Origin of the sequence: Aeromonas sp. FDAARGOS 1406 (assembly GCF_019048565.1) — a bacterium.
GTDB lineage: Bacteria > Pseudomonadota > Gammaproteobacteria > Enterobacterales > Aeromonadaceae > Aeromonas > Aeromonas caviae.
On sequence record NZ_CP077378.1, the window covers coordinates 1,317,658 to 1,339,059 of the forward strand.

The following is a 21,402-nucleotide window of genomic DNA, read 5'->3' on the forward strand; positions in this document are numbered from 1 at the left end:
AGAAGATTGCCGCCCGGGACAGGAATCGTTATCTTCCCCTCTTCACAGGAATCGCCACAGCACAAGGACCAGGACATGCCGACCCTCGCCAGCATACATCTCTACCCCATCAAATCGACGGCAGGCATGCCGCTGGAGCGCGCCCGGGTGACCCAGGAGGGGCTTGCCGGGGATCGCCGCTACATGGTGGTCAAACCGGATGGCACCTTTATCACCGCCCGCACCCATCCCCAGTTGCAGCAGGTGGTGGCCACCCCCGTCGAGGGGGGGCTGCAACTGCGCTATCCAGGTCTTCCCCCCCTTGCCCTCATGGAGGCGGCGTTCAGTCGCGCCCCTCAGCACACCGGTGTCTGGGGGGATCGCTTTACCGCCCTGCACACCGGGCCCGACGCCGATGAGTGGCTGAGCCGGGTGGCGAGGGAGCCGGTGCGCCTGCTCTGGCTCGGGGAGGCATCCGATCGTTTTCGGGAGAAGACCGGCACCCGGGTGAGCTTTGCGGACGGCTACCCCTTGCTGCTCATCAGCCAGGCTTCCCTTGAGGATCTCAACCTGAGATCCGATGCCTTGCACCAGATGAGCCAGTTTCGTACCAATCTGGTGGCGAGCGGCACCCGCCCCTTCGAAGAGGATGGCTGGAAGCGGATCCGCATCGGCGAGGTGGAGTTTCGGGTGGACAAGCCGTGCAGCCGCTGCATCATGACCACGGTGGAGGCAGGCACGGAGCGCTTCAATGCCCTGAAAGAGCCGCTGGCCACCCTCACCCGCTACCGCCGTGGCGAAGATGGTGAGGTCTATTTCGGCCAGAATCTGGTGGCCCTGAACGAGGGGTGGATTGAGGCGGGCTGCGAGATCGAGGTGCTGGAGCGGGCCCGGGCACCGGTCTACCCCAACGCGGCCCCGAAAAAGCGGGAGCTGGTGTGCGTCGCCCGGGAACCCCTGGCCCGGGATCTGGAAACCTTCTGGTTCGAGGCCACCGACGGCGAGCCCCTGCCCGACTACCTGCCTGGCCAGCACCTGCCCATCAGCCTCGATATCAAAAACACACGGGTTCAACGCCGCTACACCCTGAGCTCCACGCCGGAGCGGCCCGAGCGTTACAGCATCAGCGTCAAGAAGCTGGCCGATGGCCGCCTCTCCCCCTGGCTGCACCATGAGCTGCGCGTGGGCGATCACCTGCTGGCCGCCCCCCCGGCCGGCGAGTTTCACTTAGGGTCCGAGCGCAGGCTGCTGCTGCTCTCGGCCGGATCCGGTGTCACCCCCATGCTCTCCATTGCCCGCACTCTGGCACTACGGGGGGAGCTCGGTGACGTCCACTTCATGCACCTGTGTCGCAGCGAGGCAGACATTCCTGCCGCCAGCGAGCTGCACGCCATGGCGCAGCAGGGGATGACCCTCACCCTGATCCTGAGCCAGCCTGACAAACACTGGCAGGGGCTCAGCGGCCGTCTGAATGACGATCATCTGGGCCGGATCCGGGGTTTGCAGGAGCGGGAGGTGTTCATCTGCGGACCCCACGGCTTCATGGCCGATGCAGCCAACCGGTTGAGCGCCCTCGGCGTACCGGCCGGGCGCATCCGCCAGGAGAGCTTTGGCGGGGCCCTGCTCTCGGTGGCCCGCCCCCATCAGGCGGTGCAACTGCGTATCGGCGAGCGGGAGTTTGCGGGCAACAACCAGGGCACCGTGCTGGATCAGGCCAACAAGCAGGGGGTAGAGCTGCCCTGGAGCTGCCGTGCCGGCATCTGCGGCAGTTGCAAGCAGACCCTGGTCTCGGGCGAGGTGGATCACCCCGATGCCCCCGCCATCAGCGCCGCCGAGCGTGCCGAGGGCAAGATCCTCACCTGCTGCGCCGTGCCCCTGACGGATCTGGTGATCAAATAGGGTGATCGGGGGGCAAAACCCCGTCCCCGGAATGCAAAACGGCTGCCCGAGGGCAGCCGTTTTCTTTAGATGACTGGCTATCAGCCACGCAGGGCGGCGATGCGCTGCTCGATGGGCGGGTGGCTCATGAACAGCTCGTTCATGGAGCGCTTGCCGTTGATGCCGAACGCCATCATGGAACCCTCCATCTGCGGCTCGGCACCGCGGGCGAGACGCTGCAGCGCGGCGATCATCTTGTCGCGGCCGGCCAGCTTGGCGGCACCGGCGTCGGCACGGAACTCGCGCTGACGGCTGAACCACATGACGATGATGGAGGCGAGCACGCCGAACACCATCTCCAGCACGAACACGGTGATCATGTAGGCGAAACCGCCGGTGCTGCTGCTCTCTTCCTCGTTGTTGGAGCTGAAGAAGTTGCTGATGACGCCGGCCACGATGCGGGCGAAGAACATCACGAAGGTGTTCACCACCCCCTGGATCAGGGTCAGGGTCACCATGTCGCCGTTGGCCACGTGGCTCACCTCGTGGGCCAGCACGGCTTCCGCCTCGTCGCGGCTCATGCTGTAGAGCAGACCGGAGGAGACGGCGACGAGGGAGTCGTCACGGCGGGCGCCGGTGGCAAAGGCGTTCATCTCGGGGGAGTCGTAGATCCCCACTTCCGGCATCTTGATGCCAGCCTCACGGGCCTGACGGGCAACAGTGCTCACCAGCCAGTGCTCGGTCTCGTTGCGGGGCTGCTCGATGACCTGGACGCCATAGCTGCGCTTGGCCATCCACTTGGACATCAGCAAGGAGATAAAGGAACCCCCAAAACCGAACACGGCGCAGAACACCAACAGACCGGAAATGCTGGACTTGTTGATCCCCAGAACCGAGAACAGGATATTGAGTACCACCCCCAGCACCAGCATGACGGCCAGGTTGGTCACCAGGAATAGCATAATTCGCTTCATATTGACTCCTTGTGAGATATGGATGCATGGTTCGGGGCGCCCCAGGGGCGACCGATGCCACACTTGCCCCAGATAATAGACAGACTCGATGAATGTTTGCTGAATGTCTGGCCTCAGAGCAAGGGCGACACATCGAGACAGTGGTGCAAATCCACCTCATTCACCGCGTCCACGAAGGGGAGCTCCCCCAGAAATGGGGCCGGCAACATGGCTTTCAAGGTGTCCAGGTTCTCCTCGTAGCGGCTCATGTGCGGATCCACCCGGTTGATGACCCAGCCCGCCAGGGTCAACCCCTGCTGGCGAATGGCGCTGACGGTGAGCAGGGCATGGTTGAGGCAGCCCAGCCTGGCCCCCACCACCAGGATCACCGGCAGCCGCTCCTGGGCGACCCACTCCGAGAGCAGACGCTGATGATCCAGCGGCAGGAACCAGCCCCCCGCCCCTTCGACAATGACGAGATCGGCCCCAGCTCCCTCAATCTCCCGCAAGCCGGCGGACAGCCCCTCGAAGGGGATGCTCGCCCCCCGCTCACGGGCGGCGATATGGGGGGCGATGGGCGGCTCGAAGGCATAGGGATTGACCTGCTCGTAGGGCAGCGCAACCGTGGCCGCCCGCTGCAACAGCAAGGCATCCAGATTGCGAAGCCCCTCCGGGGTGCGGGTGCAGCCCGCCGACACCGGTTTGTACCCGGCGCAGCGAATGCCTCTGGCGGCAAGCGCCAGCAACAGGGTGCGGGCCACCAGGGTTTTGCCCACGTCGGTGTCCGTGCCCGTGATGAAATAGGATGTCCCCATGATGATTCCTCGATGCAGTGCAGGGGCGCAGAGGCGCCCCGATATCCATGGTGAAAGGCAGGCGCGCGTCCTGCCGCTGAAGGGGTGGGTGCGCCGGGTCTTTTTGTGTCAGCGCCGCACCAGGCGCCCGAGGCAGACCTCGTAGCTGGCGGACAGCAGGCCGTCCGGTTGACGGTGGCGCTCGTAGGCCTCCCCCAGTCGCACCAGGCGCTGGCGATGACCCAGGCCCGCAGACCGCTCGTCGTTGACCTGGCTCGCACCTATCCCCTTGAGGTCGCGCAGCAGTCCGCTGAGCGCCGGGTAGGCGAGGGACCAGGTCAGCGGGCAGAGTGCCGGGGCCTCGAAGCCCCCGTCACGGGCCGCCTGCTGCAACTGGGGCAACGTCAGGAAGCGATTGACATGGTCACGACCATCCACGGCCCGCCAGGCCTCCCGCAGTTGCCACAGTGACCCCGAAAGCAGGGTCGAGAAGAAGACCTGGCCACCGGGTTTGAGCACCCGGTTGAGCTCGGCAAAGGCCTGGGCCGGCCGCTCGCACCACTGCAGGGCCAGGCTGGAGAAGACCCAGTCCAGGCTCTGGTCGGCAAAGGGCAGCCCCTCCGCGTCGCCGCACACCAGGCGGGCTCCGCTCCCGCGAAGGGCCGCCTGGGCCAGCATGCCGGGAGCGAGATCCAGCCCGGTCAGCGTCTCGCAGCGCGGCGCCAGGGCAGGCAAGAAGAAACCGGTGCCGCAGCCCAGATCCAGCCCGGCCCCTGAGCGCACCTCTTTCACGCCCCCCTCGTCCATGCGCGCCAGCAGCGACTGCCCCACCTCCTGCTGGAAGCGGGCGTGGGCGTCGTAGTGGCGGGCCGCCGCCCCGAAGCGGCGGGCGAGCTGCGCCTTGTCCACCGACTGGAAACGCTCATGCACCATGGGCGCCCCCTCTCTCGTCGGTGGATGGGCGGGGCCCCAGGGCCTCGAGCAGGCGATCCACGTCATCTTCGCCATGGGCGGCGCACAGGGTGATGCGAAGGCGCGCCGTACCGACCTGCACCGTGGGCGGGCGGATGGCGCCGGCCCAGACACCGCACTCCCGCAGCCGCTCGGCCAGTTGCAGGGCAGCGACGCTCTCCCCCACCAGCAGCGGCTGGATGGGGGTATCGCTTGCCCCAAGCCGCCAGCCTAGCGCCTGCGCCCCCTGCCGGAACCGGGCGACAAGGCGAGCCAGGTGGGCACGGGCCTCGTCGGCTACGCGTACCAGCTCGATGCTCTGGCGCACGGCGCACGCCTGGGCGGGGGGCATATGGGTGCTGTAGACATAGTGGCGGGCAAAATTGACCAGGTACTCCACCAGCTCGCGACTGCCACCCACAAAGGCGCCGGCCACCCCGAGCGCCTTGCCGAAGGTCCCCATCTGGATGTGCACGCTGGCAGGAGCAACCCCCTGGGCCGCCAGGGTGCCGCGCCCCTCGGCACCCAGCACGCCGAGGCCGTGGGCATCGTCAATCATCAGCCAGTTGCCGCTTCGGGATGCGAGTGTGGCCAGCTCAGCCCAGGGGGCCTGATCCCCGTCCATGCTGAAGACCCCTTCCGAGACGATCAGGCCCCGGTTTGGCTCAAGCAGCCGCTCAAGGGCCGCCATGTCGTTGTGGCAAAAGCGCTTCATCTTGCAGGGGAGCTGGCTCCCCATCTCCTGCAGGGAGGCGTGGTTGAGCCTGTCCTGCCACAGCAGGTGATCCTTGCCGAGCAGGGCCTTGAGCACCGCCTGATTGGCGGAGAAGCCGCAGTTGAACAGCAGCACCGCCTCCACCCCGAGCCAGTCGGCAAGCGTCTCTTCCAGCTGCTGGTGAGCGCGGCTGTAACCGGTCACCAGGGGCGAGGCACCTGCCCCCGCGCCATATTGCGCCACCCCCGCCGTGAAGGCGGCCTTGATGGCGGGATGACCGGCGAGGCTCAGGTAGTCGTTGCCAGAGACGTTGAGGTAATCGCGCCCCCCGACCCGGATCCGCCCGCCGCTCGCGGCCTCCACCGGGGTGCGTCGGCGCAGCAGGGTGGCCTGTTCACGCTCGGCCAGCGCCTGCCCCAGTGCAAAGGGGCCGGTGACAACGGGGGTCATCATGTACGGACGGCTTCTGCGCGGGGACGAGTGGCGTCGTAGAAGAGCTCGCTGGGCTCGCTCTGGCGACTCACCTCGGCCAGCAGCTCCTCCTCTTGAACCTGATCCGGCTTCTGGGCCCGCTGGGCGGGGCGAATGCCAAGGCGCTTGAAGAGCTGCATGTCGCTGTTCTCGTCCGGATTGGGGGTGGTCAGCAGCTTGCAGCCGTAGAAGATGGAGTTGGCCCCGGCCATAAAGCACATGGCCTGCATCTGCTCGTTCATCTTCTCCCGCCCGGCGGAGAGGCGCACGTGGGAGGCCGGCATCATGATGCGCGCCACGGCGATGGTGCGGATAAATTCGAACGGGTCCAGGTTCTCCTGGTTCTCCAGGGGCGTCCCCTTCACCTTGACCAGCATGTTGATGGGCACGCTCTCCGGGTGGCGCGGCAAGTTGGCGAGCGCCATCAGGAGGCCCGCACGGTCTTTCGCCTGCTCCCCCATGCCGACGATGCCGCCGGAGCAGACCTTCATGCCGGCGCCGCGCACATGCTCCAGGGTGTCGAGCCTGTCCTGATAGGTGCGGGTGGTGATGATGTCGCCGTAGAACTCCGGCGAGGTGTCGAGGTTGTGGTTGTAGTAATCCAGGCCCGCGGCCCCGAGACGCGCCGCCTGATCGGCGGTCAGCATCCCGAGCGTCATGCAGGTCTCCATGCCGAGCCCGCGCACCTCTTCAATCATGCGCAGGATGTAGGGCATGTCCTTCTCTTTCGGGTTGCGCCAGGCCGCCCCCATGCAGAAGCGTGATGAGCCGTTGGCCTTGGCCTCCCGGGCCCGCTCCAGCACTTTTTCCACCTCCATCAGCCGCTCGGTCTCGAGCCCGGTGTGGTAGCGAGCGCTCTGGGGACAATATTTGCAATCTTCCGGGCAGGCCCCGGTCTTGATGGAGAGCAGGGTGCTTACCTGCACCTCGTTCGGGTCGAAATGGGCGCGGTGCACCGTCTGGGCCTGGAACAGCAGATCGTTGAATGGCAGGGCAAAGAGATCTTGGACCTCGGACAGGGTCCAGTCGTGACGAAGGGTGTGGGCACCCGCGGTGAGAGCATTCATACATGGCTTCCGGTTGTTATTGGTGGGATCCTGCGCCGCGCTCAAGAGAGCGTTCGCCGCAAGACCCGCCAGCTGGACAGCGCGATGCCAGGGCGTTCGCGAAGCCAAGTGGCTGAAATTGTTGGCTAGTGTAGAGAGCACGCGTAGACTGTCAACACCGACCAGATCAAATCAATTGACAACAGAACACAAAATGACCAACCAAGAATTCGACCTGCACCACGTCTGGCACCCCTATACCTCCCTCACCCATCCCCTGCCCTGCTATGAAGTGGCCAGCGCCAAAGGGGTAACCCTCACCCTGACGGACGGGCGCGATCTGGTGGATGGCATGAGCTCCTGGTGGGCCTGCGTGCACGGCTACCAGGTGCCTGAGCTCGACGCGGCCGCCACCGCCCAGCTCGGCAAGATGTCCCACGTGATGTTTGGCGGCCTGACCCATGCCCCGGCGGTCGAGCTCTGCCGCAAACTGGTGGAAATCACCCCGAAGGGGCTGGATCGGGTCTTTCTGGCGGATTCCGGCTCGGTGGCGGTGGAGGTGGCCCTCAAGATGGCCCAGCAGTACTGGCATGCCAAAGGGACGCCCCGCGCCAAATTCGTTGCCCTTCGGGGCGGCTATCACGGCGACACCTTCGGCGCCATGAGCGTGTGCGACCCGGATGGCGGCATGCACGAGCTCTACCAGGGCTTCCTGCCCGAACACCATTTCGTCGAAGCGCCAAGCTGCCGCTTCCACGCCCAGTGGGACGAGCAGAGCGTGGTGGAGCTGGCCACCCTGGTGGCGGATCATCACGAGGAAATTGCCGCCATCGTGCTCGAACCCATCGTCCAGGGGGCGGGCGGCATGCGCTTCTACCACCCCCGCTACCTGCAGTGGGTGCGCGCCCTGTGCGACGAGTTTGGCGTGCTGCTGATTGCCGACGAGATAGCCACCGGCTTTGGCCGCACCGGCCAGCTCTTTGCCTGCGACTGGGCGGGGATCAGCCCCGACATCATGTGTCTGGGCAAGGCGCTCACCGGTGGCTATCTGACGCTGTCGGCCACGCTCACGACCGAGCATGTGGCTCGTACCGTGTGTGACGGCAAGGCGGGCGTCTTCATGCACGGCCCTACCTTCATGGGCAACCCGCTCGCCTGCGCGGTGGCCAACGCCTCCATCGAGTTGCTGCTCGCCTCCCCGTGGCAGGCGCGGGTGCAAGCCATCGAACACCAACTCAAAACCGAACTGGTGGAGCTGACCCTGCACCCGGCGGTGGCGGATGTGCGGGTGCTCGGCGCCATCGGGGTGGTGGAGATGAAGGAGCGGGTGGACGTGGCGCGCATCCAGCGCAAGTTCGTGGAGCTGGGCGCCTGGATCCGTCCCTTTGGCAAGCTCATCTACCTGATGCCTCCCTTCGTCATCACCCCTGAAGAGCTGCGGGTATTGACCGGCGCCATCCACGAGGCCATCACCATCGGCGAATATTGAGTCCGGATGAACGGGCCCTGCATGAGAACGCAGGGTCTTTTGACGCTTTTTCATCAGAATGTGAGCAAGACACCAAAACCCGTCCGGCGAGGAGAGTAGACTGCGCGGGTTTTACCCAACAGATGTACCAGTCCCATGCGCCTCTCCATTGCTGCCAAGATCAACTTCTTCCTGCTCTTCATCTTCTCCATGGTGTTGGTGTTTTCTGCGGCCTATCAGGCGGTGCGCGAGCGTGACCTCATCCTGACCCTCATCAAGGAGCAGAGCCGCGAGCAGACCGAGGCCTACTTCGACGGCCTCAACATGCTGATGCTGACCGGCAAGATGGACGCCCGCGACACCCTGCGCGCCAAGTTTCTCGATCACGCCCACGTGGAAGATGCTCGCATCGTGCGCGGGGCGGCGGTCAACAAGCAGTACGGGCCGGGCCGTGACGACGAGGCCCCGAAGGACAGGTTTGATGCCCTGGCGCTGGCGGGCAAGGGGAGCCTGGAGGTAGAGCATGACGGCATGCACAGCCGGCTGGTGGTGACCCGCCCGCTGCTGGCCAGAAAGGATTTTCGCGGTACCGACTGCACCAGTTGCCACCAGGTGCCGGAAAACACCGTGCTGGGGGCGGTGCGTTTTGACTACTCCCTCGACACCCTGTTTACCCGGGTGGAGCAGAACATCCTCACCTCGGCCCTGAGCCTCACCCTCATCTTCGGGCTGGGACTCCTTCTCACCCTCTGGGTCATCCGCACCTGGATAGTCCGCCCCCTCAACCAGCTGACCCGCTCCATGGAGGAGGCCACCGATCGCAACGACTTCGGCCACAGGCTAGAGGGGGATGAAGGGGACGAGATTGGCCGGGTGGCGCTCGCCTACAACCAGATGCTCGACAGCGTGGAGCGCCAGATAGGCAAGCGCCCCGCCTCTCAGGGGAAGGATGACGGCGACGGCCCTCAGCCCCGGTAGTAAAGCAGCAGGCAGGCCACCAGGATCAGCAGCAGGATGAAGAGATTGACGTGGCGGGCATCTTCCTGCCGACGGCTGCGGCCACGGGCCAGCACCAGCACCACCAGGGTCAGCAGGCAGCAACCCCAGAGCCCACGCTCCAGCCAGGGGGTGAGCAGGGGGTCCCAGCTCTGGCGCACCTTGACGCCCCCATAGACCAGAAAGCCGTAAGCCACCTCTGGCCGGGCGAAGTGATAGAGGGAGAGCAGGGCGACAAAGCCGCCCCAGCAGAGGATCACCAGCCCCTGCAACACCCGTATCCAGCCATCCGGCCCCCGCCTGCGCTCCTTCACCCTCACCCCCGTCCAGCCGCCATGATCCATGCACGATGCATGGGGAAATCCCCGCAAGGGTCCGCAATGCTGTTCACTTAAGCGGAGCCGCATTGCGATTTACCGGAAAACGGGTCTTTGATATCTTCACCGCCCTGGGTCTCGATGGCCTGGGGCGTTTTTCTATGAACATGACGCCTATGCAGCCCCGCAACTCCGCCAACCTCCGTGGCGTATGGGCTGGCGATAACGCGCCCGCCATCACTGCCATCTGGTTCGCGATGAACTGACAGGCAAACTTAAAGCTCACCTCATTGGGCGCTCGCTGATGGGCTACGGCGGCCTGGCTGGCCTCCCGCCTGACCAGATTGTATCCAAGCAGCAATCCCCACAGCTCCTGATAGACCAAGTCCACTTTCTTGCTTCTCAGCGTGATGGCGTTGTGCTGCATCGCGCTTTTGATATCCCGGTATCCCAGCTCGATTTCCCAGCGCTCGTGGTACAGGGTCGCCACCTGAGCTGCACTGAATCGCGCCACGGGCAGGGAGGTAAAGACCGTTTTCTCCTTGCCTGCCACCTCATAGGTCACTGCGCGAACTTGCCAGTGTGTCGGCAACGCCGGGTTTTTCTTGCTAGCCTGAGGCGAGACCGTCATTTGCAACAGACGGTCACCGTCGCCATAGCGCTCAAGTTCCGTGTATACCAGCCCCTTGCGTTCCGGGATGAGCCAGTGACGGTCGGTGTCTTCGGCCTGAATACGCAGCAACAGGTCGGCACCGAAGAAGCCTTTATCCAGCAGGGTCACTGACTTGTCCGGCAATGAGTGAATGAACTCGCTGGCCAGGGGGATTTCCCCTTTGCGGTACGGGCTGATGGCCGCGTTGGCAATGACATGCGAGCGGACATTCATGAGCGTGACCAACCGCAGCATCGGGTAGGGTGTCTGCCGGTTGGTTGAGGTGTTACCCGAGCCGAAATGTGCTCTGAGTTCAGGCATATCCTGGGTTCGGAACAGGGCCCCATCGATGGCAAAGACCTGTAAACCGTGCCAATGGTCTTCAGGATAACGTTCCCGCCCCCACACATCGGCGCACTGTTTGAACAGCCACTCGAGCGGCTGTTTGCCGAGTCGCTGACGGGCCTGAGACAGGGCACTGTCCGCGAGCAAGGCATCATTGGCCAACCCTTCTGCACAGATGTTGAGGCGCCGAGCGACCTCGGAGATGGGCTCATTGCGGAAAAAGGCCATCCCCACGACGAGCCACAAGACCATATCAGAAGGTAAGCGGCGTCGGCGGATAGTGGCCTTTTCAGACAAGGCGGCAGCGGCAGTAATCCATTCGTCGGGAATATGGTCGGCAAAAATGGCCAGCCGAGCCAGCATGTCGCCAGATGCCTCAACAACATCGTTCAGATCGTTTGCAATAGACATAAAAAATCCGGAACTAGTGATTGGTTCCGGATTGTCCTACAGCAGAAGGATCGGTCAATGGATCCTTAACTGATCAGCATTGCGCAAGGGTCCGACATTTTTGCTTGTTTATCAAACCTGCGCGGGTAAGATGAACGGCTTAGTCTGCCATGGTGGGCCAACTGCGCCCGGGCCAGACCCCTAGTGTTGCAAATAGCGCTGCAAGAACAAGCTGGAGACAATATTTCGATGACGCACGCATCCGTAGTTGATGTGCTGGCCGGTAAGTATTCGGTCGGCACCACCCTGACTGTGAAAGGGTGGATCCGGACCCGCCGCGATTCCAAGGCGGGGATCTCATTTTTGGCCGTTTCCGATGGCTCCTGCTTCCATCCGGTGCAGGCCGTCGCCCCCAATACCCTGGCCAATTACGAGAATGAAGTGCAACGTCTGACCACAGCTTGCTCCGTCGAAGTGACCGGCACCGTGGTCGAGTCCCAGGGCAGCGGCCAGGCGTTCGAACTGCAGGCCACCGAGGTCAAGGTGGTGGGCTGGGTCGAAGATCCGGACACCTACCCCATGTCTGCCAAGCGCCACAGCATCGAGTACCTGCGCGAGCAGGGCCACCTGCGTGCCCGCACCAACATCGTCGGTGCCGTGACCCGGGTGCGCAACTGCCTCTCCCAGGCCATTCACCGCTTCTTCCACGAACAGGGCTACCTCTGGATCGCGGCGCCCCTCATCACCGCCTCCGACACCGAAGGGGCCGGCGAGATGTTCCGCGTCTCCACCCTGGACATGGAAAACCTGCCGCGCACCCCCGAAGGCAAGGTGGACTACGACAAGGACTTCTTCGGCAAGGAGACCTTCCTGACCGTGTCCGGCCAGCTGAACGTCGAAACCTACGCCTGCGCCCTGTCCAAGGTCTACACCTTCGGCCCGACCTTCCGCGCCGAAAACTCCAACACCAGCCGCCACCTGGCCGAGTTCTGGATGGTGGAGCCGGAAGTGGCCTTCGCCGATCTGGAAGACAACGCCGCCCTGGCCGAAGCCATGCTGAAGTACGTCTTCAACGCCGTGCTGACCGAGCGCCGCGACGATCTGGAGTTCTTCGCCCAGCACGTGGACAAGGACGCCATCGGCCGTCTGGAGCGCTTCGTCGCCTCCGACTTCGCCCAGATTGACTACACCGACGCCATCGACGTGCTGCAAAACTGCGGCAAGAGCTTCGAGTTCCCGGTCTCCTGGGGCATCGATCTCTCCTCCGAACACGAGCGCTACCTGGCCGAGGAGCACTTCAAATCCCCGGTGGTGGTGAAGAACTACCCGAAGGACATCAAGGCCTTCTACATGCGCCTCAACGACGACGGCAAGACCGTTGCCGCCATGGACGTACTGGCCCCGGGGATCGGCGAGATCATCGGCGGCTCCCAGCGTGAAGAGCGTCTCGAGGTGCTGGATGCCCGTCTGGCCGAGATGGGTCTGAACAAGGAAGACTACTGGTGGTACCGCGATCTGCGTCGCTACGGCACCGTGCCCCACTCCGGCTTCGGTCTGGGCTTCGAGCGCCTGGTGGTCTACGTGACCGGCATGGGCAACGTGCGCGACGTGATCCCCTTCCCCCGTACTCCCCGCACCGCCGAGTTCTAAGGCGACCCGCCCACTCGCACCGTGCAAAAGCCGACCCCCTGGGGTCGGCTTTTTTATGCCTGCCTCGCTCTTCCCGCCCCCGTTATTCCCGCCTTTTGCATTCCCAACCCTGTGCGCTCCCCCACCTTTCCCGTCATTTATCTGGTGTGCGCCAGGAAGCGGCCCCCTGTTCAAGGGCTGAACCGTAGTTTTTATGCACTTAAATCGGAAAAAAGCCGGTTGTTGAAGCAACGCAATTTTTTACCCCTTTAGGGGTGACAAAATATCCATTAACCCTTCAGGGGTAATTAATGACAGCGGATCCCGGGCAGCTGGCCGATGGGGACATGGATAAAACACACGAGGTAATGGAATGATCTTGATGGAATTTTTGGTGGTACTCGGCTGCTTGCTGCTGGGTACCCGCTTCGGGGGCATGGGGCTGGGTCTTATCAGCGGTATCGGTCTGTTCCTGCTGACCTTCGTCTTCGGCCTGGTGCCGGGCGAGCCGCCGGTGCAAGTGATGCTGACCATACTGGCGGTCATTGGCTGCGCCGCCACCCTGCAGACCGCCGGCGGTCTCAACCTGATGATGCAGGTGGCCGAGCGTCTGCTGCGCCGCCACCCCCAGTACATCACCCTGCTGGCGCCGCTCACTACCTGGACCCTCACCTTCCTGTGCGGCACCGGCCACGTGGTCTACACCATGTTCCCCATCATCGCCGACATCGCGCTGCAGAAGAACATCCGCCCGGAGCGCCCCATGGCAGTGGCGTCCGTTGCCTCCCAGATGGCCATCTGCGCCTCGCCGGTCTCGGTGGCCGTGGTCTCCATGGTCTCCATCCTGGCGGCGGCTCACGGCGTGGGTCAGGCTTACGGTCTGCTCGACATCCTGATGGTCGCCATCCCCTCCTCGCTTACGGGTGTCATGATGGCGGCCCTGTGGAGCCTGCGCCGCGGCAAGGATCTGGACAAGGACGAGGAGTTCCAGGCCAAGATCAAGGACCCTGCCCAGCGCGACTTCATCTACGGCGGTGGTGAAACCCTGCTCAACACCAAGTTCCCGAAAGAGGCCTACTGGTCCACCTGGATCTTCTTCGCCGCCATCGCTGCCGTGGTGCTGCTGGGGGCCGATGAGGCGCTGCGCCCCGTCTTCACCATCAAGGAGAAGACGGGCCCCCTCTCCATGAACCTGGTGATCCAGATGATGATGCTGATCGCCGGCGCCATCATCCTGATGCGCTGCAAGGTCAAGCCGGGGGAGATCGCCAACGGCGCCGTCTTCAAGGCGGGCATGGTCGCCATCTTCTCCGTGTTCGGGGTCGCCTGGATGAGTGAAACCTTCTTCCAGGCCCACATGCCGTTGCTCAAGGAGACCCTGGCCCACGTGGTACAGGCCCAGCCCTGGACCTACGCCCTGGTGCTCTTCCTCATCTCCAAGCTGGTGAACAGCCAGGCCGCGGCGCTCACCGCCATCGCCCCCATGGGGCTGGCGCTGGGGGTCGAACCCAAACTGCTCATCGCCTTCCTGCCGGCAAGCTACGGCTACTTCGTGCTGCCGACCTACCCGAGCGATCTCGCCTGCATCGGCTTCGACCGCTCCGGCACCACCCGCATTGGCAAGTTCATCATCAACCACAGCTTCATCATTCCGGGCCTCATCGGGGTGGTGACCTCCTGTACCCTGGGCTTCATCCTGACCAGCATCCTGCTGTAACAGGCATCCAGTGCGAGCGGCTCCCCCGTGGGAGCCGCTTTTTTATCCCCGCATCTCCGACCCGCGCTTTGCCATCGCCCCCCACTCTGGGTAGCATGGCCCCTCTTTTCTTTGCGGAAATCCCCCATGTCTCGCGTCATCCTGCTCTGGAGCGGCGGCAAAGATGCCATGCAGGCCCTCTGCCACGCCCGGGAAGCGGGCCATCAGGTGGTGGCCCTGATCACCTTTGCCCCGCCAGCACCCCGCTTTCTCGCCCATCCCCTGTCACAGGTTCGCCGTCAGGCGGCGGCCCTCGCACTGTCTCATCAGCTGGTCACCATCGAAGCGCCCTTCGATCTCGGTTATGAGCGGGCCCTGGCGGCATTGAAAGAGGAGTGGCAACTCGATGGGGTCGTCACCGGCGACATCGACAGCGTGGGGGGCGCGCCGAACTGGATCCGCGAGCGCTGTCGCTCCCTGGGGCTCACCGTTCACACCCCGCTCTGGCAACAACCCCGCGAGGCGTTGCTGGCGGACATGCTGGCCCGCGGCATCGTCGCCCACCTCTCCTGCGTCGATACCCGGGTACTGGCCCCCGAGTGGGTGGGGCGCAGGCTCGATGCGGCCACCCTGGCCGAATTGCAGCAACTGGCGACAACCCGGGGCTTCGATGCCTGCGGCGAGCAGGGGGAGTACCACACCATGGTGACCGACGGCCCCGGGTTTGCGGCGCCGCTGACGCTCGGCCACTGGCAGGTGGCGCGCCAGGAGCACCTTGCCTATCTGCTGGAGGACGAGGAATGACCTCTCACGAGGGCGACACATAAAAAACGGGAGGCGCTGGCCTCCCGTTTTGCTTGTCCTTAACGTTGACCTATTTGGCCAGCTTGCCCAGCACCCGCTTAAGCAGGCGGATGCGCGGCTCGATGCTCTCCAGCAGCAGGAATTCCGCCTCCGAGTGAAAGCCACCCCCCATGGGGCCGAAGCCATCGAGGGACGGCACGCCTGCGGCGGCGGTGAAGTTGGCATCCGAGCCGCCACCGGCCTCCAGCCAGGTGAAGGGGACGCCCTCCTCCCTGCCTGCCGCCTCCACCAGCGCCATCAGGGCCTCGGTGTCGCCGCTCGGGCGCATCGCGGGCTTGAAGCTCTGGCGCGCCACCTCGACCCGGCAACCGGCGAGGAAGGGGTTGTTGGCCATGAAGGTGAGCCGGTCGTGCACCGCCTGTGCCTCTTCGTTGCACCAGAAGCGCAGATCCACGATCGCCTCGGTAAAGTCGGGCACCACGTTGACGCCGGTCCCCCCCTGCACCACCCCCACGTTCATGGTGGTGCCGGTTTCCATGTTGACCTGCTGGTTGATGGTGAGCACCCAGTGGGCCAGCTCCGTGATGGCGGAGATCCCTTGTGCTAGGGCCGAGCCTGCATAGGAGGCTTTGCCGTGGAAGGTGATGCGGTACTTGGCATTGCCCTTGCGGGCGCTGATGAGATCCCCGCTCGGGCGGGCCGCCTCGGCCACCAGCACGCAGCCGCTCTGTTTGGCTTTTTTCACCAGCCATTCTTTGGACCAGGGGGAACCAATCTCCTCGTCGCAGTTGCAGCAAACCAGCACCTTGAGCCTGGCCAGCACGGCCGGGTCCAGCTCTTTCAAGGCATACCAGGTAGAAAGCAGGCCGCTCTTCATGTCCGAGACGCCGGGGCCAAAGGCCTGATTGCCTTCGATTTTCAGCGGTCGCTTGGCCGCCGTCCCCTCGGGGAAGACGGTGTCCATGTGGCCCACCAGCATGACGTCGTAGTGATCCGCCCCCGGGGCATTGGTTGCCTCGAGGCAGGGGCCGCACTCGGCGGCGAACTGGTGGCGGGTCACCTGCCAGCCGATGGCCTCATATTTCTCGGTCATGATATCGGCGACCCGGGCCAGCCCGGCCGGGGTGCGGGTGCCGCAGTCGAGGTTGATGAGCGGGGCGAGATCCGCCAGATAGGTATCGAGGGAGAACGGGCGCTTGAGATCGTTCATTGTCTTTTCCATGGAACAATCTGCTTAAAAGACAGACTGTTTTTGCAACGATAAGAGTGGGCGGGCACTCGGCGCCGCCTCGTCAACGGCGGTCGGCCAGCGTGGATCAACTGGCCGCCGCCTCTACACCAGAGCCTTTACATGAACAGCAGATAGTTGAGGAGCAGCGCCGTCACCAGGGCCCCCGCCATGGGCACGCTGGTGCGCTTGACCACCACGAAGGGAGAGACCTTGGCGATGCCCGCACAGGCGATGAGCACCGCCGCGATGGGGGAGACGGTGCGGCCGATACTGGAGGCAAGCTGCATCGGCAGCAGCATGGTCACCGCCGGCACGCCAAACTTGGCCGCCACCGCGGGGGCCAGGGAGGAGAAACTGAGGAAGGCCGCGTTGCCCGAGCCCATGATGACCGCCGCCACCATGATGAGCCCCACCATCACCAGGGTCATCAGGCCGCTGCCGATGCCGGCATTGCTGGCCGAATGGAGCAGGGTGTCGATGGCGCCGATGGCCTTGAGGGATTCGGCGAAGAGCTCGGCACAGACGATGAGCGCCACCACGGGGCCGAACACCTTGCCCATGCCGTCGAGGAAGCTGGAGAGCCCCGCGAAGGCGGTGCGCACCGAGCGGGTGCGCAGCAGCTCGCACAGCATGCCGATAAAGACCGACAGCAGCATGGCCACCTCCACGCTGACGCTGATGCTGGTCACCAGGAGCTTGGAGAAGGTCATCATCAGTACGAAGGGGATGATGGGCAGCAGGCCGTACCAGGTCGGCGCGGCCACCTCGTCCGCCCCTTTTTCGTCAAGCTCGGCGTGTTCGCCGCGATGCAGGGCCGGATCCCAGCCCTCCTGGCGGTCACAGTGCCGCTGCCAGAAGAAGTGCAGCACCATGGTCACCAGCAGCATGGGGACCACCAGCCAGATCTGGTAATCGACGAAGTAGCTGGTGGGATCCATGCCGGACTGACCGGCGGAGAAGATGGCGTTGGTCTGGGTCGGGCCGATTTCGAACGCCTGGGAGGTGGCGATGACGCCGCAGGCGGAAGCCGGGCTGATGCCGAGGTTGCGCATCACAGGGTACATGGTGACCATCAACAGCAGGCCAAGGCCGGTGGCGGAGGTGACGAACAGGGAGACGAAGACCGCCACCAGGTAGCAGATGGCCAGCATCAGGTAGCTGGACTGGATGCCCGCCACCGGTTTGACCGCCACCCGCACCAGGGCCTGGGAGGCGCCGATATGGGACATGTAGGTGGCAAAGCCCGCCACCGCCATGATGGTGAGGCCAAGGCCCGCCGCCCGGTAGGAGAAGATCCCCTTGAACACCTCGAACAGGTCGAACAGGGCGAAGCCGGTGCTCTTGTCAGCGGGCAGAATGGGGTGCAATCCCAGCCAGTAGGCCACCGCAAAGAGGGCCATGCCCGCCAGCGCCAACACCGCCTGCGGGTTGTAATCCTTGATGATGCCGTAAACCACGGCGATCAGCACGAGCAAGACGAAGACGAGTTCCAAGGTGCACTCCTGACAAGATTATCGAGAAGCGCAATCTAGTGGGGGATCTCCCCTTTCCTCTTAATCACCATCAATAAAGATGGAAAAAGCAAACGTTTGTAGATTTTTATTCCGAAAATAAAACTAAAAACAACATTTAACATCACGAAACTGGATCTAGAATGCTCTCCAGGGTATCCCTGACCGACAACCGCCACTTTGTTTGCGTTGGATCAACATCCCGCCGGGGTGAACTGGCCAAGATGCCCGTCGACACAGAGCGACCATTTCGCACCGGAGAGAGTTATGACAAACCAAGCCACCGCAGGCACCCCGACCTGCGACTGCAAGCTGTGGGACATCCTCGTCGAGTCTGCAAAGGAACGCACCACCATTCGTTACTCCAAACTGGCCAGGCAGGCCGGACTGGAGCAGTGCCAGGATGAACTGCGCACCCTGCTGCAACGCATCCGCATGTATTGCACCGAAAATCACCTGCCCATTCTCTCCGCCATCGTGATGGATGACGTGGGCAAGTACGCCGGCCTCTCCTCCAGCCTGCCGGATGCCCCCTGGGAACGGGCACGGGTCTTCGATCACGAGTGGACCACCCTGCACTGAGTGCCGCCCCCTGAATCCGGAACGCGCCCAGACCAGCAGGCGCGTTCTGGTTTTTGGCCCCCGCCGTTTCTTCCCCGGCCCCAGCGGCCCCATCCGGCCAGGTGTGCTTCCCTGTGAGGCTCCCTGCCCCCTGTCGTCCTATCCGGCCAGGTGTGCAGCATAAGGGCCTCCTCCCTCGGTCTCCCCCTTTGATACCGCAGCGCATCCCGTCACAGACCAGCGTGTTCTGGCGCGCGGCCCCCTCCCTTCTCCACTCAGCCTGACTGGTAAAACCAGCCCATCCGGCCATGAGCGTTGCCATGGGGGGGCCACAATGCCAGAATCGGGCCCTTGCACGATTTCAGGGCCGCCGGCCCGCAGACAAAGGATCCCCCATGGCCACCACCCTCTATGGCATCAAGAACTGCGACACCATCAAGAAGGCCCGCAAGTGGCTGGAGGAGGCGGGTATCGATTACCGCTTTCACGATCACCGCGCCGACGGCCTGAGCCCGGAGCAACTCGATCTCTGGCTCGCCAAGCTGGGCTGGGAAGCCCTGCTCAACACCCGTGGCACCACCTTCCGCGCCCTGCCAGAAGCAGAAAAACAGGGGCTCGACACCGCCAAGGTCCGTGACCTGCTGCTGGCCCACCCGGCCATGATCAAGCGCCCGCTGCTGGACCAGGACGGCACCCTGACCCTGGGCTTCAAGGCAGACCTCTATCAATCCCTCTTCTCCCGTTAACTTTTTCTGTTAAGGAACACCGATGTCGGACGTCATCACACTGGCCAAGGATCTGATCAGCCGCCCCTCCGTGACCCCCCTGGATGAAGGGTGCCAGACCCTGATGGCGGAGCGCCTCGCACGCCTGGGGTTCGTCATCGAACCCATGGTCTTTGAGGACACCACCAACCTCTGGGCACGCCGTGGCAGCGAGGGTCCCCTCTTCTGCTTCGCCGGCCACACCGACGTGGTACCCGCCGGCCCCCTGGAGAAGTGGGACACCCCGCCATTCGAGCCGACCATCAAGGACGGCATGCTCCATGGCCGGGGCGCCGCCGACATGAAGGGGTCCCTGGCCGCCATGGTGGTGGCGACCGAGCGCTTTGTGGCCGAGCACCCGGACCACAAGGGCTCCATCGCGTTTCTCATCACCTCGGATGAAGAGGGGCCCTTCATCAACGGCACGGTGCGCGTCATCGACACCCTGGAGGCACGCAACGAGAAGATCCGCTGGTGCATCGTCGGCGAACCCTCCTCCACCGCCCAGGTCGGGGACGTGGTGAAGAACGGCCGTCGCGGCTCCATCACCGGCGATCTGCTGGTGCGCGGGGTGCAGGGCCACGTCGCCTACCCCCATCTGGCGGACAACCCTATCCACAAGGCGGCACCGGCGCTGGCGGAGCTCGCCGCCATCGAGTGGGACAAGGGCAACGCCTACTTCCCCCCCACCAGCTTCCAGATCGCCAACATCCAGGGCGGCACCGGCGCCTCCAACGTCATTCCGGGGGAGTTGCAGGTCCAGTTCAACTTCCGCTTCAGCACCGAGCTCACCGATGCGGCTATCCGCGAGCGGGTCGAGGCGCTGCTGACCCGTCACGGCCTGGACTTCGAGCTGAAGTGGACCCTCTCCGGCCAGCCCTTCCTGACGGACACCGGCGCCCTGCTGGACGCCACCGTCGCCGCCGTGGCGGCAGTGAACGGCCAGCAGCCGGCCCTGCTCACCACGGGGGGCACGTCCGATGGGCGCTTCATCGCTCCCACCGGGGCGGAAGTCATCGAGCTCGGCCCGGTCAACGCCACCATCCACAAGGTGAACGAGTGCGTGAAGGCGGACGATCTGGATCTGCTGGCGGACATGTACCAAGGGGTGCTGGCACGACTGCTGGCATGAGCAGTGCTCCGGACAAGAGAGACCAGACCATGAATCAGGATCAACTGCTTGGGCTGGATGAGAGCCACCTCATCCTGGTGGGGCGCGGCCCCCATCGTCTGACCGCCGCCACCGCGGCGGCCTTCAACGACATGCAGGTGGCTGCCGCCCATGCCGGTTTCAACCTGCAGGCGGCCTCCAGCTGGCGCGGCTTCGAGCGCCAGCTCGCCATCTGGAACGGCAAATGGCGCGGGGAGCGCCCTCTGCTGGATGCGCACAACCAGCCCCTCGATGCCCTGCAACTGGGCGAGACCGAGCGACTGCACGCCATCCTGCACTGGAGCGCCCTGCCCGGCACCAGCCGCCATCACTGGGGCACGGATCTCGACATCTACGATCCGGACTGCCTGCCCGCCGGCACCCGGCTCGCGCTGGAACCCTGGGAGTACGAGGCGGGCGGCTGGTTTGCCGATTTGCGCGAATGGCTGGACGATCACATGAACGACTTCGGCTTCTTCCTGCCCTATGCAAAAGGGGAGCAACCGGATCAGGGGGTGGCCTACGAGCCCTGGCACCTGAGCTTCGCGCCCGAATCCGACGGGCTGGCCCTGGATCCGGCGGCGCTGGCGCTTTGTCTGGAACGGGCGGATATTGAAGGCAAGGAGTGCATCCTGGCTCATCTCGACGAGATCCTGGCCCGCTATGTAACCCCGGCACACCACGAAAGGAGATTCTGATGAGCTTGTGGTTATGGATAGGCTTGCCGCTGCTGTTTCTGCTCGGCCTGTTTCTCAACGCCATCAAGGACATGAAGCAGCTCGAGAAACAGCTGCCCAAGTACAAGGACAAGATCCGGGAAGTCAAGGACGACGAGGACGACTGACCCCCTCGCAGGAGCCCGTCGGCGCTCCTGCCCCCTTCCCGTCCACGGCATTTTTTCGCCCTCTGCCGCCCCCCTCTGCCTGCACTGAAAGCCCCATCCATTGCCCCCTTTCCCTGCGCTTTCCCGCGCGGGCACTCCGCCCTCACCCTGCTTGAAAACTGCGCAACAAACGTAAAAAACTGCAAAACAATGCACAATTAAGCCACACAAAGGGGGTCAATCTGCATATAATGTGCCTGTTTTGCAGCCCGCCATAA

Annotated in this window: 20 protein-coding genes; 11 read left to right on the forward strand and 9 right to left on the reverse strand. The window is 64.1% G+C overall.

Annotated features, from left to right (window positions below; all coding sequences use genetic code 11):
• Nucleotides 1-75: 75 nt before the first annotated feature.
• Nucleotides 76-1,878 carry an MOSC N-terminal beta barrel domain-containing protein gene (locus tag I6L36_RS06000; protein WP_109112479.1) on the forward strand — a complete coding sequence of 601 codons (1,803 nt, stop codon included), beginning with the start codon at nt 76-78 and terminating at the stop codon, nt 1,876-1,878.
• 80 nt (nt 1,879-1,958) lie between these two features.
• Here I6L36_RS06000 and htpX read toward each other — a convergent pair whose 3' ends face one another.
• The 5 genes from htpX to bioB form a co-directional block, all read right to left on the reverse strand.
• Complete coding sequence (gene htpX, locus I6L36_RS06005) at nt 1,959-2,831, reverse strand: protease HtpX (protein WP_109112478.1); 873 nt, start codon at nt 2,829-2,831, stop codon at nt 1,959-1,961.
• A 113-nt stretch (nt 2,832-2,944) separates the two neighbouring features.
• Nucleotides 2,945-3,625, reverse strand: coding sequence for a dethiobiotin synthase (bioD, locus tag I6L36_RS06010; protein ID WP_039039863.1), 681 nt, complete (start codon nt 3,623-3,625; stop codon nt 2,945-2,947).
• A gap of 108 nt (nt 3,626-3,733) precedes the next feature.
• Nucleotides 3,734-4,537 carry a malonyl-ACP O-methyltransferase BioC gene (bioC, locus tag I6L36_RS06015; protein WP_109112477.1) on the reverse strand — a complete coding sequence of 268 codons (804 nt, stop codon included), beginning with the start codon at nt 4,535-4,537 and terminating at the stop codon, nt 3,734-3,736.
• Nucleotides 4,527-5,723, reverse strand: coding sequence for an 8-amino-7-oxononanoate synthase (bioF, locus tag I6L36_RS06020; protein WP_201920378.1), 1,197 nt, complete (start codon nt 5,721-5,723; stop codon nt 4,527-4,529). Before bioF ends, bioC begins: the two co-directional genes overlap by 11 nt.
• Nucleotides 5,720-6,808 (reverse strand): biotin synthase BioB, encoded by a 1,089-nt coding sequence (gene bioB / locus I6L36_RS06025; protein WP_109113067.1) that lies wholly within the window; start codon nt 6,806-6,808, stop codon nt 5,720-5,722. Before bioB ends, bioF begins: the two co-directional genes overlap by 4 nt.
• Nucleotides 6,809-7,001: 193 nt before the next feature.
• Between bioB and bioA the strand changes: the two genes are divergently transcribed.
• Together bioA and I6L36_RS06035 are read left to right on the forward strand one after the other, a co-directional pair.
• Nucleotides 7,002-8,276 carry an adenosylmethionine--8-amino-7-oxononanoate transaminase gene (bioA, locus tag I6L36_RS06030; RefSeq protein ID WP_109113068.1) on the forward strand — a complete coding sequence of 425 codons (1,275 nt, stop codon included), beginning with the start codon at nt 7,002-7,004 and terminating at the stop codon, nt 8,274-8,276.
• A 135-nt stretch (nt 8,277-8,411) separates the two neighbouring features.
• Nucleotides 8,412-9,233 (forward strand): HAMP domain-containing protein, encoded by an 822-nt coding sequence (locus I6L36_RS06035; protein ID WP_039039868.1) that lies wholly within the window; start codon nt 8,412-8,414, stop codon nt 9,231-9,233.
• On the opposite strand, the gene I6L36_RS06040 is transcribed toward I6L36_RS06035, so the two are convergent.
• Nucleotides 9,221-9,595, reverse strand: coding sequence for a hypothetical protein (locus I6L36_RS06040; RefSeq protein WP_223302528.1), 375 nt, complete (start codon nt 9,593-9,595; stop codon nt 9,221-9,223). The two genes, I6L36_RS06035 and I6L36_RS06040, sit on opposite strands and share 13 nt — an antisense overlap.
• Nucleotides 9,596-9,638: 43 nt before the next feature.
• A complete protein-coding gene (locus tag I6L36_RS06045) occupies nt 9,639-10,976 on the reverse strand; it encodes an IS4-like element ISAeme15 family transposase (RefSeq protein ID WP_041205620.1) in 1,338 nt (445 codons plus the stop codon).
• 228 nt (nt 10,977-11,204) lie between these two features.
• On the opposite strand from I6L36_RS06045, the gene asnS reads away from it, so the two are divergent.
• From asnS to I6L36_RS06060, 3 genes are all read left to right on the forward strand, one after another.
• Nucleotides 11,205-12,605: an asparagine--tRNA ligase gene (gene asnS / locus I6L36_RS06050; protein WP_039039869.1), complete on the forward strand. Its 1,401-nt coding sequence runs from the start codon at nt 11,205-11,207 to the stop codon at nt 12,603-12,605.
• A gap of 352 nt (nt 12,606-12,957) precedes the next feature.
• The gene (locus I6L36_RS06055; RefSeq protein ID WP_039039870.1) at nt 12,958-14,301 is read left to right on the forward strand and encodes an anaerobic C4-dicarboxylate transporter; all 1,344 of its coding nucleotides are present in this window, start codon (nt 12,958-12,960) and stop codon (nt 14,299-14,301) included.
• A gap of 126 nt (nt 14,302-14,427) precedes the next feature.
• Nucleotides 14,428-15,084, forward strand: a complete 657-nt coding sequence (locus tag I6L36_RS06060) for a hypothetical protein (RefSeq protein ID WP_109112942.1) — start codon at nt 14,428-14,430, stop codon at nt 15,082-15,084.
• 70 nt (nt 15,085-15,154) lie between these two features.
• On the opposite strand, the gene I6L36_RS06065 is transcribed toward I6L36_RS06060, so the two are convergent.
• Nucleotides 15,155-16,294 carry a M20 family metallopeptidase gene (locus I6L36_RS06065; protein ID WP_109112941.1) on the reverse strand — a complete coding sequence of 380 codons (1,140 nt, stop codon included), beginning with the start codon at nt 16,292-16,294 and terminating at the stop codon, nt 15,155-15,157.
• 137 nt (nt 16,295-16,431) lie between these two features.
• On the reverse strand, nt 16,432-17,808 hold the full coding sequence (gene dcuC / locus I6L36_RS06070) for a C4-dicarboxylate transporter DcuC (RefSeq protein WP_042882488.1): 1,377 nt from the start codon (nt 17,806-17,808) through the stop codon (nt 16,432-16,434).
• Between the two features lie 285 nt (nt 17,809-18,093).
• On the opposite strand from dcuC, the gene I6L36_RS06075 reads away from it, so the two are divergent.
• The 5 genes from I6L36_RS06075 to I6L36_RS06095 all read left to right on the forward strand — a co-directional run bounded on the left by I6L36_RS06075 (nt 18,094) and on the right by I6L36_RS06095 (nt 21,145).
• A complete protein-coding gene (locus tag I6L36_RS06075) occupies nt 18,094-18,408 on the forward strand; it encodes a hypothetical protein (RefSeq protein ID WP_010674057.1) in 315 nt (104 codons plus the stop codon).
• A 374-nt stretch (nt 18,409-18,782) separates the two neighbouring features.
• Nucleotides 18,783-19,133 (forward strand): ArsC family reductase, encoded by a 351-nt coding sequence (locus tag I6L36_RS06080; protein ID WP_069652812.1) that lies wholly within the window; start codon nt 18,783-18,785, stop codon nt 19,131-19,133.
• A gap of 22 nt (nt 19,134-19,155) precedes the next feature.
• Nucleotides 19,156-20,283, forward strand: a complete 1,128-nt coding sequence (dapE, locus tag I6L36_RS06085; RefSeq protein WP_010674050.1) for a succinyl-diaminopimelate desuccinylase — start codon at nt 19,156-19,158, stop codon at nt 20,281-20,283.
• A gap of 29 nt (nt 20,284-20,312) precedes the next feature.
• Entirely contained in the window at nt 20,313-20,999 is a 687-nt protein-coding gene (locus I6L36_RS06090) for a M15 family metallopeptidase (protein WP_029314223.1), read from the forward strand.
• The gene (locus I6L36_RS06095; RefSeq protein ID WP_010674048.1) at nt 20,999-21,145 is read left to right on the forward strand and encodes a hypothetical protein; all 147 of its coding nucleotides are present in this window, start codon (nt 20,999-21,001) and stop codon (nt 21,143-21,145) included. The genes I6L36_RS06090 and I6L36_RS06095 overlap by 1 nt, the downstream gene beginning before the upstream one ends.
• The last annotated feature ends 257 nt before the right edge of the window (nt 21,146-21,402 follow it).